Annotated in this window: 12 protein-coding genes; 5 read left to right on the plus strand and 7 right to left on the minus strand. The window is 65.8% G+C overall.

The genetic code is table 11. The features are described from left to right. Window positions 1-230: 230 nt before the first annotated feature. Window positions 231-1,865, plus strand: coding sequence for an N-acetylmuramoyl-L-alanine amidase (locus ACPGXI_RS02535; protein WP_526649476.1), 1,635 nt, complete (start codon window positions 231-233; stop codon window positions 1,863-1,865). 9 nt (window positions 1,866-1,874) lie between these two features. Here ACPGXI_RS02535 and ACPGXI_RS02540 read toward each other — a convergent pair whose 3' ends face one another. Genes ACPGXI_RS02540 through ACPGXI_RS02550 form a run of 3 tightly spaced genes read right to left on the minus strand, consistent with a single transcriptional unit; the run spans window position 1,875 to window position 4,250 of the window. Continuing rightward, a complete protein-coding gene (locus ACPGXI_RS02540) occupies window positions 1,875-2,714 on the minus strand; it encodes a Cof-type HAD-IIB family hydrolase (protein ID WP_526649478.1) in 840 nt (279 codons plus the stop codon). Continuing rightward, entirely contained in the window at window positions 2,711-3,457 is a 747-nt protein-coding gene (locus tag ACPGXI_RS02545; protein ID WP_526649480.1) for a lysophospholipid acyltransferase family protein, read from the minus strand. The genes ACPGXI_RS02540 and ACPGXI_RS02545 overlap by 4 nt, the downstream gene beginning before the upstream one ends. A 4-nt stretch (window positions 3,458-3,461) precedes the next feature. Beyond that, a complete protein-coding gene (locus ACPGXI_RS02550) occupies window positions 3,462-4,250 on the minus strand; it encodes a lysophospholipid acyltransferase family protein (protein WP_526649482.1) in 789 nt (262 codons plus the stop codon). A gap of 174 nt (window positions 4,251-4,424) precedes the next feature. Here ACPGXI_RS02550 and ACPGXI_RS02555 point away from each other — a divergent pair, with 174 nt between their 5' ends. After that, window positions 4,425-5,999, plus strand: coding sequence for a Rieske 2Fe-2S domain-containing protein (locus tag ACPGXI_RS02555; RefSeq protein ID WP_526649484.1), 1,575 nt, complete (start codon window positions 4,425-4,427; stop codon window positions 5,997-5,999). Next, window positions 5,996-6,337, plus strand: a complete 342-nt coding sequence (locus tag ACPGXI_RS02560) for a hypothetical protein (RefSeq protein WP_526649486.1) — start codon at window positions 5,996-5,998, stop codon at window positions 6,335-6,337. The genes ACPGXI_RS02555 and ACPGXI_RS02560 overlap by 4 nt, the downstream gene beginning before the upstream one ends. 23 nt (window positions 6,338-6,360) lie before the next feature. On the opposite strand, the gene ACPGXI_RS02565 is transcribed toward ACPGXI_RS02560, so the two are convergent. Genes ACPGXI_RS02565 through serS form a run of 3 tightly spaced genes read right to left on the minus strand, consistent with a single transcriptional unit; the run spans window position 6,361 to window position 9,485 of the window. After that, a complete protein-coding gene (locus ACPGXI_RS02565) occupies window positions 6,361-7,359 on the minus strand; it encodes an MOSC domain-containing protein (RefSeq protein ID WP_526649488.1) in 999 nt (332 codons plus the stop codon). Window positions 7,360-7,380: 21 nt separating this feature from the next. Further along, window positions 7,381-8,223, minus strand: a complete 843-nt coding sequence (locus ACPGXI_RS02570; RefSeq protein ID WP_526649490.1) for a DUF5718 family protein — start codon at window positions 8,221-8,223, stop codon at window positions 7,381-7,383. Beyond that, a complete protein-coding gene (serS, locus tag ACPGXI_RS02575; RefSeq protein WP_526649492.1) occupies window positions 8,220-9,485 on the minus strand; it encodes a serine--tRNA ligase in 1,266 nt (421 codons plus the stop codon). Before serS ends, ACPGXI_RS02570 begins: the two co-directional genes overlap by 4 nt. A 93-nt stretch (window positions 9,486-9,578) precedes the next feature. Here serS and ACPGXI_RS02580 point away from each other — a divergent pair, with 93 nt between their 5' ends. Beyond that, complete coding sequence (locus tag ACPGXI_RS02580; RefSeq protein ID WP_526649606.1) at window positions 9,579-11,045, plus strand: septum formation family protein; 1,467 nt, start codon at window positions 9,579-9,581, stop codon at window positions 11,043-11,045. Between the two features lie 4 nt (window positions 11,046-11,049). Further along, on the plus strand, window positions 11,050-11,400 hold the full coding sequence (locus ACPGXI_RS02585) for a metallopeptidase family protein (RefSeq protein WP_526649494.1): 351 nt from the start codon (window positions 11,050-11,052) through the stop codon (window positions 11,398-11,400). 242 nt (window positions 11,401-11,642) lie between these two features. On the opposite strand, the gene ACPGXI_RS02590 is transcribed toward ACPGXI_RS02585, so the two are convergent. Beyond that, window positions 11,643-12,297, minus strand: a 655-nt coding sequence (locus ACPGXI_RS02590) for a histidine phosphatase family protein (RefSeq protein WP_526649496.1), incomplete at its 5' end; no start/stop codon positions are given.

The following is a 12,297-nucleotide window of genomic DNA, read 5'->3' on the forward strand; positions in this document are numbered from 1 at the left end:
CCGCACCGTTGGCCACCGCGTCAGCCGAGGTCGGCGCAGCCGAAGCGGCGATCGAACCCGGCGCCTAGACCACACGAGCCCTCTTGGTTACCCCAGTCCTGCCACCGAACGGCACCGCAGAAGCGCCAGCAAGCTCTGCGGTGCCGTTGCAGGTGGGTGCCCGCGCCTTAGTCGGACAAACAGCCGTGTCGCAACACTTGCACCATCCGACACACACGTAACATCAGCCCGTGCTGTACCGCCGTCCCGCACCGTCGATACTGCTCTCCGCACTCGCGGCGACAGTGGTGCTACTCCCCTGGGCGCTTACCGGCGTGCCCGGTGAGGAACGCCCACCCGCGACCGAGAGTCCCGCGGTGGCTCAGCAACCGCTGGGCGGCCTGGGCGGTGGCGAGACCATCCGCGAGATTCATCAGGAGAGGCCATTCTCGATGGTCGCCCTGACCTCTGAAGACCTCACCGGCACTACCGCCAGGGTGCGGGCCAGGAAGAACGACGGGTCCTGGGGACCCTGGTATGAGGCCGAGCGACTCGAGGGCGTCGGTGCCGATGTGCCGGGGCATGGCCTGCGAGGTACCGACCCGGTCTTCGTCGGACGCACCACCACCGTGCAGATCGCCGTCACCCGCCCGGCCGATGCGCCGGCCACCGCGCCCGTGGCCCCGGAGCCCGCCCCGACAGACAGTTCCAGGCCGGCGCTGGGTTACCTTCCCGCCAACACCGAACAGCCGTTCGGGCAGAACATCAACGCGGTACTGATCAGTCCGCCGGAAGCTCCCGCCGACTTGGCGCCGCTGCCGAACGCCGCGGTCCCTCCCGGGCAACCGCCGCACATCATCAATCGCGCACAGTGGGGCGCCGACGAGGGAATGCGCTGCGGCGAACCGCGGTACGACAACAGAATTCAAGCGGGAGTGGTTCACCACACCGCGGGCAGCAACGAATACACGCCCGGAGATTCAGCAGGCATCGTCAGATCCATCTACGAGTACCACACCCGGACGTTGGGCTGGTGCGACATCGCCTACAACGCGATGGTGGACAAGTACGGACAGGTCTTCGAGGGCCGAGCCGGCGGTATGACCCGGCCCGTCGAAGGCGCGCACACCGGTGGCTTCAACCACAACACCTGGGGCGTCGCGATGCTCGGCAACTTCAATGATGTCCCCCCGACGCCGATTCAATTGCGCACCACCGCAAGGCTGCTCGGCTGGGTACTGGGCCAGTCCAGGGTCGACCCCTTGGGGGTTGTCGTCCTGCCGTCGGACGGCGGGTCCTTCACCAAGTTCCCGTTCGGATCGTCGCCGACGCTGCCGACGATCTTCACACACCGCGATGTCGGTATCACCGAGTGCCCGGGTGACGCCGCCTACGCTCAGATGGACCAGATCCGCTACATCGCAGCCCGGTTCAACGATCCCCCGGGGCCTGAGCAGCTGGCCGAATCGCTGCGCGGCGGCGCGATCTTCGCACGATGGGAAGCGATGGGCGGTGCAGACAGTTATCTGGGACGGCCCACCTCGCCCGAGTCCTCCGGCCTGGGCTCAACACGCTACGTCACCTTCGAAAGAGGAGCGATGTACTGGTCTCCCGAAACCGGCGCCAAGCCGGTCACCGGAGAGCTCTACAAAGGCTGGGGCGCATTGGGATTCGAACGGGGCGCGCTTGGCCTCCCGACCAGCGCGGAAATCTCCGCGCCACTGTGGATAGTGCAGAACTTCCAGCACGGAACCCTCAATCTCAACCGGGAGACAGGCAGGGTCACTCGCGTCGTCGACGCGGTCCCCGTCGAATTAACGCCGTCCCCGGCTGATCTCGCCCCCATTCAACTGGAGCGCTTCACCCCGCCCATCAACCCCATCTGAGCGCCCCGGTTAGGGCCACCAACGCTCGAGCACCCGGGCCACACCGTCCTCGACGTTGCTGGCCGTCACCTCATCAGCGGCGGCCACCGCATCGGGATGCGCATTGCCCATCGCCACACCCAGACCCGCCCAGCTCAGCATCGGGACATCGTTGGGCATGTCCCCGAAGGTGATCACCCCGGCGGCGGGAATTCCCCTGGGGCGGGCCACCTCCGCTACTCCGGTGGCCTTACTGACTCCGAGCGGCATGATCTCCACCAGACCCTCGTTGGTGGAGTAGGTGATGTCCCCCTGGGTCCCGATCTGCGTGGCCAGTTCAGCGGCCAGATCGGCGCTTCGCGCACCCGGCTTACGGATCAGCAACTTGATCGCGGGGGCGCTGAGCAGATCCTCGATCGATACCTCGGTGTTGTCGGGATTGAGCCATGCGTGTTCATACCCCGGTGAGCTGACGAACTGCGGGGTGGCTGCATCGTGGGCGCTGCGGCCCACCCGTTCGACGGCCAAGCCGGCGCCGGGGATCAGCCGAGTGGCGATCTCGGCCAGCTCACCCAGAACGTCGGCCGACAGGGTGCGCGCCGAGATGATCCGGTCGGTCGACGGGTCGTAGACCACAGCCCCGTTGGCACACACTGCCATCGGGGCGAAACCCAACTGTTCGACGACGGGCTTGATCCATCGTGGCGGGCGGCCGGTGGCGAGCACGAACTGGGCCCCTCCGTCGTGGGCGGCGCACACCGCAGCACTGGTCCGGGGGCTGATCTTCTCGTCATCGTCGAGGAGCGTGCCGTCCACATCGGTGGCGATCAGCCCCGGCTTCTGACCGCGCCCCGGCACCGGTGCCGTCATTCGCGCTCGCCTCTCCGGCGGGCCCGCTCAGCCAATTCCGCCTGATCGAGGCTCTTGGCCTCCGCCGGTGTTGGGGCACCGCCGCCGAGGCGTCGCGGCAACCAGAACGCCCCCGCCGGCCGCGGGTAGTCGGTCTGTACAGCGTGGAGCAACCCGGTCATATCCGACCGCATGACGGCGGTGAGCTCCTCAACCGTGCCGTTCGGCCTGATTGCCTCACCGATGGATACGGAGATCGGTATTTTCCTGCGCCCCAGCGCTTTCGGGTTGTCCTTGGTCCACAAGCGCTGGGCACCCCACACGATGAGTGGCACGATCGGCACCCGGGCTTCCACGCCCATCCGCGCCGCACCGGACTTGAACTCTTTGAGCTCGAAGCTTCGGCTTATGGTGGCTTCTGGATACACGCCGACCAGTTCGCCGCGCCGCAGCGAATCGACTGCAGCGGTGTAGGCGCCGGCGCCTGCCCGCCGGTCCACCGCAATCGTGCCGGTGTGGTTGATCAGCCAGCCGACGGGCTTGACGCGGGCCATCTCTGCCTTGATCATGAATCGCATCCGACGATCCCGCTGCTTGGCCGCGAGCGCAGCAGGCAGAAAGTCAACGTAGCCGGTGTGGTTGATCGCTACGACGGCTCCACCCGAGGCCGGAATGTTTTTCAGTCCCTGATAGCTGATCGGGGACCCAGTGATCCCGACTGCCAGTTTCGCCACGATTTCCAGCGTCCGGAAAACCGGTTCCATCTGGTTACCCCGGCGCCTCGGTGGAACCGTTGTCCAGTTCAGGCGTTCCGGATCGTCGGGCCGCCTTCTCCGCCGCTTCCTCGGCGTCCATCCGGTCGGCCTCCGCCAGCGTCGGCGCGCCCCCGCCGAGTCGGTGTGGCACCCAGAACTCGCCGGGCGGATGCTCACCGTAGCCGTCCTGCACCCGTTGGAGCAGGTGCTGCATGCGGGAATGCAACAGCGAGGTCAATTCATCGGCGGGCAGTGTCGGCTCGATGGGCTTGCCCACCGCAATCGAGATGGGGACCTTCGGACGCCCCAGCTTCTTCGGATGTCCCTTGGTCCAGATCCGCTGGGATCCCCACACGATGTGCGGCACGATCGGGACGCCGGCAGCAATGGCCATCCGCGCCGCACCTGATTTGAACTTCTTTATCTCAAAGCTGCGGCTGATCGTGGCCTCAGGGTAGACGCCGACGAACTCGCCTTCCCTGAGATTGCGGCAAGCCTCCTCGAAGGAGGCCGCACCGCTGTTCCTGTCGACCTCGATATGACGCAATCTGCGCATGATCGGGCCCGTCACCTTGTGGTCGAAGACCTCTTTCTTCGCCATGAACCGCACCTTGCGCCCCAGGTGCTGTCGATAGGCGGGCAGTCCGGCGAACGTGAAGTCGAAGTAGCTGGTGTGATTGATCGCGATCACCGCACCTCCGGTGCGCGGCAGGTTCTCCACCCCGGTGACGGTGAATTTCAGGCCCTGGACCCGCCAAATCAACCGGGCGAGCGCGATGGCTGTGCCGTATACCGGTTCCACAACTGCCAGCGTAGTGCGCTGGGGAACCTAGAAACAGGACGAACATAGAAACAGACGGGTGGGAGTATCGAGCTCGACGCAGACGGCGGGCTCGGCGGAACGACGAGCCCGCCCCGCCCGGTTAAACTGCCGGACGGAAGCGAGAAAGTTCAGACCGGATATAGAGGAATATAAGTGCAGGTCACGAGCATCGGACACGCCGGTTTCCGGATCGACACCAAGGCCGGGAGCATCTTGTGCGACCCCTGGGTAAACCCGGCGTACTTCGCCTCGTGGTTCCCATTCCCCGACAACAGCGGGCTGGACTGGACAGCCCTCGGCGACGTGGACTACCTCTACGTCTCCCACCTGCACAAAGACCACTTCGACCCGCAGAACCTGCGGGAACACGTCAACAAGGACGCCGTCGTCCTGCTACCGGACTACCCCGTGCCCGATCTACGGCGTGAGTTGGAGAAGTTGGGATTTCACCAATTCTTCGAAACCACCGACTCTGTCAAACACCGGGTCAGTGGCCCCAAAGGCGATCTGGACGTGATGATCATCGCCCTGCGCGCGCCGGCAGACGGCCCGATCGGCGACTCTGGACTGGTGCTGTCGGATGGCGTCACGACGCTGTTCAACATGAACGACGCACGACCGGTAGACCTGGATGTGCTCGCCGCCGATTTCGGGCAGGTGGACGTGCACATGCTGCAGTACTCGGGGGCGATCTGGTACCCGATGGTCTACGACATGCCCGCCCGCGCCAAGGAAACATTCGGAATTCAGAAGCGCCAGCGCGGAATGGATCGCTGCCGGCAGTACATCGCAGAGGTCGGCGCGACCTGGGTGATCCCATCGGCCGGCCCGCCCTGCTTCCTCGATGACGAGCTCCGCGACCTCAACGATGACCACGGCGATCCGGCCAACATATTCCCCGACCAACTGATCTTTCTGGATCAGATGCAGACCCACGGCCAAGGGGGCGGTCTGCTCATGATCCCCGGATCAGCCGCAGAATTCACTGGTTCGCAACTCAATTCGCTCACCCATCCGCTGCCCGATGACGACCTACACTCGATCTTCACCGCCGGCAAAGCCGAATACATCGCCGCCTACGCCGAACGGATGGCGCCGGTGATCGCCGCGGAGAAGGCCGGCTGGGCAGCCGCTGCCGGCGAGCCGCTGCTGGAGCCCCTGCGTGAGCTGTTCGAGCCGATAATGCTGGCCAGCGATCAGATCTGCGATGGCATCGGCTACCCGGTCGAGCTGCGCCTCGGGCAGGAAAACCCCCACGAAGCCCCCCAGGAAACTGTGGTATTGGACTTCCCGAAACGTACAGTGCGCGAAGCGATTCCGAATGAGAAATTCCGCTACGGTTTCGGGATCCCAGCAGAGTTGGTCCGTACGGTCATTCGCGATCAGGAGCCCGACTGGGTGAACACGATCTTCCTGTCCACTCGCTTCAGAGCCTGGCGGGTCGGCGGCTACAACGAGTACCTGTACACCTTCTTCAAGTGCCTGACCGACGAGCGGATCGCCTATGCCGACGGCTGGTTCGCCGAGACACACGACGATTCCGCAACGATCACGTTGGACGGCTGGGAAGTTCAACGTCGCTGCCCGCATCTGAAAGCCGACCTCTCGAAGTTCGGTGTGGTGGAAGGCAACACACTGACGTGCAATCTGCACGGGTGGCAATGGAACCTGCAGAACGGTAAGTGCCTGACCGCCAAGGGGCACGAACTACGGTCCGCGGAGCTATGAGCGCCCCGGCGCGGTTCTACGACGACGGCCTGATCCAGTTGGATCAAGAAGCACTCACGCTGCGTCGCTATCACTTTCCATCGGGAACATCGAAGATCATCCGACTGCGCGACATCCGTGGCTACCGCATCAGCCCACTCGGGCTGTTCATGCAGCGGTTCCGAATCTGGGGCACTTCGGATCTGAGGCGCTGGCTGCCGCTGGATGTGCGGCGGCCGCTGAGGTCGACGCTGGTCACCCTTGATGTGCCCGGGACACGCCCTGATCCGGCTTGCACGCCGGTACATCCCGAGCAGTTCGTCGAACTGCTCGAGGAACTGCTCGAGCAGCAGGGCTGAAGCGGTTCACTCCCACCGGACGTTCATCGCTCCCGCAGGACGGTAGCCTCCAACACTCGCTGAACCTGGCGCATCATCGTCCGGCCCGTAGCGGCTGCCGCGCGCCGCATCGCGCCCGGCAGCGCCGGTTCTTGCACCCGTATCGCATCCCCGACCCGCACCACCCCGGCGGTAGCGACGTCGGCGTAGACGCCGAGGAACCGCTCATTGCACTCAGCCAACCTGCGGGTGAGCGCGCGGTCGAGGTCGAGTCCAGGTTGCGGCCGGGTGGGCACCACACATCGGATGGTCGCGTTGGTGATCCGCAGTGCCACCGAGCCGAACTCGACGTCGCCGCCGACCCAGTCGGACTCCGGAAAACCGCCGGCCGTTTCGTCGAGGGTGACCAGCACGTTAGGCCGAAACCGACGCACGTCGTAGGAAGCTTCGCCGATGTCCGCGCCGGACGAGAGCGTCGCCAGACTGTTCGTGCTCAGCACATGCACCGGGCTCAGGTCCACGAAAGTGCCCGGCGGCGTGGCATAGCGGGCCAGGGTCAACACTTGTTTGGGCGAGAAGACCGAGGTGTCGGGCAGCATTTCCGAACTGGACAGCCCGAAGTCGCGGCGGACCTCGCTCGGTGAATAGTTGGCCCGGGTCTGCCGGACCGACAACCGGTGCAGGCTGGTGTCCTCAGGCGGCGGCAGCGCGGTCAATCGCACGTCACGCCCGAGTAACTCCGACAGGGCACCGTCGAGTTCATGTCCCGCACTCGACAGTTCCCTGCCATCGGGCATCGTGATGATCACTTCTGGGGCGTTACCCGGGCCCGCATCCGGACCTGGGTCGATCGCGTAGCGTGCCGCGCATCCGAGCAGGGCGGGCGCTCTTCGCGCCGAAGCGGTGATGCTGCGCTCAACGTCGCGGACTGCCCACAACCGGTCGGCATGCACGCCGCGCCGGTCGATGCGCAGCTCGCCCACGGGAGTGCCCCCCATCGACTTGACTGGAAAGCGCCAGAGCTGCACCACCGATCCGCTCATGTCTGCGAATTCACCCCGTCCCTAACCCGAAACCGTCTGCCGCAACTCGGATTGGGCGCCGCTCGCGGTGTCATACACCCGCACGACGGCCTGGTCGCCGGGCTGCAGGTACGTCGACTCACCCAACGGGGTGTACCTGGTCGCGCCGATACCGACGAGCAGTCTGGTGGGGTGCCCAGTCGCGACCATCAACGCACCCACGTCTTCCAACGGCGTTTGCGGGGAGCCCTTCTGGTTCGCCAGCCGGTCGACGATCCAGTCCAGCAGCACCTCGCCGTAGTAGGAATAGCCCAGCAGTGGACTGTCTACGCCGTAGTCGTGTTCCTGGCCGTCAGCGGTACGCAGTCGGCAACCCAGGCGCAGCGTAGCGGTGGGACCATCGGGTGTCAGATCACCGATGTCGAAGAACTGTCGCGCAACGCCTTTGGACGCCGGGCCCCAGTTCTTCTTGTCGCTGATCTTGGCCGCGTTCGGACGCCTGATCGAGCAGTCGTTGAAGGCCCCGAGAGCAAATGGCTGTATCGACGAGACGGTGTCGCCCACCCACTTGACTTCACAAGCGAGCCCGACCTCCGGCTCGCTTTGCAGGTTCCACGGGGTATCGGGCGTGTCGGGGTTCTCGGGCAGCTTGATGACGTCGTGCGACAGCGGGAACCCACCCAGGAAGCTGTGGTGGCCCGGTGCGTACCAGGGGAAGATACCTTTGGGAGCGGCAACCTCGGCCGCCACGCCGGAATCAACCCCGACGAAGTCGGCAGCCTCGCCCGCCTGCTCCAGGTGGCCGGCGAAGTTGCCTGCCACGCCGAATCCGAACCACGTCCGCAGCTCGTCGTCGTCGAGCTCGAGCATGTCCAGTTCAGTCATGTTCTCCTCCCGGGTTCGAGCAGCGTTTTTCCGATGTAGGGCACCAGCGCCGCTGGTACCCGGACACTCCCGTCGGGCTGCTGATGATTCTCCAGAATCGCGACCAGCCATCGGGTGGTGGCCAACGTGCCGTTCAGCGTCGCGGCGGTCTGCGGTTTTCCGTTCTCGTCGCGGTAGCGCACCGCCAGCCGCCGGGCCTGAAACGTCGTGCAGTTCGAGGTCGAGGTCAGCTCCCGGTAGGTGCGCTGGGTCGGCACCCATGCCTCACAATCGAACTTGCGGGCCGCCGAGGACCCGAGGTCCCCGGCGGCGATGTCGACCACCCGGTACGGGACCTCGATGTGGGCCAGCATCTCGCGCTGCCAACCCAGCAATTTCTCGTGCTCGGCCTCGGCCTCCTGCGGCCTGCAGTAGACGAAGCCCTCGACCTTGTCGAACTGGTGCACGCGGATGATGCCCCGGGTGTCCTTGCCGTAGCTACCTGCCTCACGGCGGAAACACGACGACCAACCGGCGTAGCGCTTCGGCCCCTCCGACAGGTCGAGGATCTCGTCGGCGTGGAAGCCGGCCAACGGCACCTCGGAGGTTCCTACCAGGTAAAGGTCCTCGCCGTCGATCCGGTACACCTCGTCAGCGTGGGCGCCGAGGAAGCCGGTGCCCGCCATCACCTCAGGCCGCACCAGCACCGGCGGAATGATGAGCGTGAATCCGTTCTCCACGGCAACCCGCACCGCCAGCTGGAACAGTCCCAGCTGCAGCAACGCGCCGGCCCCGGTGAGGAAATGGAACCGGGACCCGGCTACCTTCGCCCCGCGCTCCATGTCGATCAGCCCCAACGACTCGCCCAGCTCGAGGTGATCCTTGGGGTTGTCGATGGCCGGCAACTCACCCACGGTGTCCAGCACAACGAAATCGTCTTCGCCGCCGGCGGGTACGCCGTCGATGATGACGTTCGAGATCGCCATGTGCGCAGCTGTGTAGGCGTTCTCCGCGTCGGCCTGCTCCGATTCGGCGGATTTGACCCGTTCGGCCAGGCTCTTGGCTGCGGCCAGTAGATCGGGACGCTCGTCGGGGGCGGCTCTGCCGACCAACTTGCTGGCCGCCTTCTGTTCGGCCCGCAGGTTGTCGGCGGCCGAGATCGCCGTTCGCCGCGCGGCGTCTGCCTCGGCGAGCGCGTCGACGAGGCCCGGATCCTCGCCGCGGGCCCGTTGCGATGCCCGCACCACATCGGGGTTTTCTCGCAGCACCTTCAGGTCGATCACGGGCAAAACCCTACGTGGTGGCGGGACCGACCGGCACAGCCACATAAAGCTACAACTGCATCAATTGTCACGGCCCCTGAAATGCCTGTCACAATGGAGCAGATGTCGCAGGCACCCGAACCCACGCAGGACCAATCGCGGGGAGGCTCAGCGTCGGCCACCACAGTGTGGTGGCGGAGCCTTCATGCCGAGTCGACCCGCCGCGCCTTGCTTCTCACCGCGCTCGGCGGTCTGCTGATCGCCGGATTGATCACCGCACTGCCGCAGGCGGACCTGCCCGGCAACCGCACCGCCAACGCAATCTCGCTCGGCCCGCGGGGAAACGACACATTCGATCACGCGAAGAGCGGCGACTGCCTCAACTGGCCGGACAACACACCCGATGCGGCCGAGATCGTCGATTGCACCAAAGAGCACCGGTTCGAGATCGCCGAGTCGGTGGACATGCGCACTTTCCCGGGTAGCGAGTACGGGCCCGACGCCACACCCCCGTCCGCAGCGCGGATCCAGCAGATCAGCCAAGAGCAATGCGCGGCAGCGGTCAAGCGCTACCTGGGGGCACGCTTCGATCCCAACAGCAAGTTCACGGTCAGCATGTTGTGGTCCGGCGACAAGGCCTGGCAGCAGGCCGGCGAGCGCAGGATGCTGTGCGGTCTGCAGCTGCCGGGCGCCGGCAACCAGCAGTTGACGTTCACCGGCAAGGTCGCCGAGATGGACCAATCCAAGGTGTGGCCGGCGGGCACCTGCCTGGGAATCGACCCTGCCACCAACCAGCCCACCGATATCCCGGTCGATTGCGCGACGCCGCACGCGATGGAGGTGACAGGCGCGGTGAACCTCGGCGAGCAGTTCCCCGCCGGACTTCCGCCGGAGCCGGAGCAGGACACTTTCATCAAGGACGCATGCACCCGGATGACGGATGTCTACCTGGCTCCGATCCAGCTGCGAAACACCACACTGACTTTGATCTACAGCACCGTTTCTCTGCCGAGTTGGGAGGCGGGAAGCCGCCAGGTGTCGTGCAGCATCGGCTCGACCCTGGGCAACGGGGGATGGTCCACGCTGCTCAACACGGCCAAGGGCCCGCTGATGATCAACGGACAACCGCCGATCCCCCCGCCGGACATCCCCCAGGAACGTCTCAACCTGCCGGAGATCCCGATGCCCGACTTCTCGGTCGGCCCGTCGTCGCCATCGACCGGTTCGTCCTCGTCGGGTTCGTCCTCGTCGGGGTCGTCCTGGACCGGCTCCCAGTCCACCGGGTCCACCGGCCAGAGCGACCAGACCCAGCACATGCCGCAGCAGCCGGCCGTCAACAGTCCCCCACCGCCCGAGCCGGCACCTCCGCCTGAGCCTCCTGCCGACGGCAACGTATTCCTCAACGGTCCCCCACTGCCGCCGCCACCTGGCCTGCCACCGCCTGGCCTGCCACCGCCTGGTCTGCCGCCGCCTGGTCTGCCGCCGCCACCACCGCCGCCTGGTCTGCCACCGCCGCCCCCACCGCCTGGTCTGCCACCGCCGCCCCCACCGCCTGGGCTACCGCCGCCGCCAGGAATCTAATCCGGTGGCGGTGCGGATGACCTCGCAACGGTTCGACGAGTTGGTCGGTGACGCGCTCGACCTCGTTCCGCCTAACCTGTCCGCGGCGATCGACAACGTGGTGATCCTGGTGGGCGATCGTGATGTTGAGCAGCCCGAACTACTCGGGGTCTACGAAGGCACTGCGTTGACCGAACGCGATTCGTGGTACGGCGGCTCGTTACCCGACACGATCACGATCTATCGCGAGGCTCTTCTGGATTTCTGTGCCACCGAGGACGAGGTCGTCCAGGAGGTCGCCATCACCGTTATCCACGAGATCGCCCACCACTTCGGCATCGACGACGACCGGCTGCACGAACTGGGCTGGGGGTAGCGGACTCCCTCGCGCGGCAACCCGATGGTGTCGCCCCGGAATGCTATGAACGGTTCATGACCAGTGAATGCCGCGCCTGCCGGGCGGGCCTGGAGCACTGCCACGGCGCGCTCATTCACCACGACTATCGCCGTTCCGAATGCACGGCGGACGAATGTGGCAGTCCCGATGGTGAACACGCTGTGCACATCGATTGCGGCACCGTCGGCTGTGCGTGTGACCCGGCCGCGGCGGGCCCTGAGCTAGCCCATCGGGTCAGCTGAGCGCACCTCGTCCCGCACCCCCGTGGCCGCAGCCGCGGTTCCGAAGGGTGGGCCGAAGCTGCCCCACCGCAGACAGCTCCAGCGACCTTCGGGGGACGGTGCCAGCACGACCGATTCGGCGTTGGACAGGTGATGGTCGATGGCGAAGCGACCGTCGACGCCGGCCAGCACCGCCGAGACGAGCCGGATCGCGGCACCGTGGCTGACCACCACGATATCCCCGTGGAAGGTGTCATCGTCGAGGTAGCACGTCCGGAGTTCCTCGAGCACTGGCAGGTAGCGGTCCAGCACGTGATGCGCGGTTTCGCCGCCCGGCAGCGCTACGCCCAGCTCCCCGCCATGCCAGCGCCGGTAGATCGCCTTGAAATCTTCGTGCGCGGCCTCATCGCTCCGATTCTCCAGCTCGCCGACCTGGACCTCGTGAATGCCTTCGAACTCGCGTGTGCCGACCGCACTGATCGCCACATCGGTGTTGGACCCAGTGGTGTTGGTCGCAGCGGTGTTGGTCGCAGCGGTGTTGGTCGCAGCGGTGTTGGTCGCAGCGGTGTCGGACCCAGTGGTGATTTCTGTGCTGATGTGGTGGGCGGTCTGTACCGCCCGGGTGGCGATCGAATGCGCAATCAGCGCGGGCGGC

Origin of the sequence: Mycobacterium sp., assembly GCF_049608025.1 — a bacterium.
GTDB lineage: Bacteria > Actinomycetota > Actinomycetes > Mycobacteriales > Mycobacteriaceae > Mycobacterium.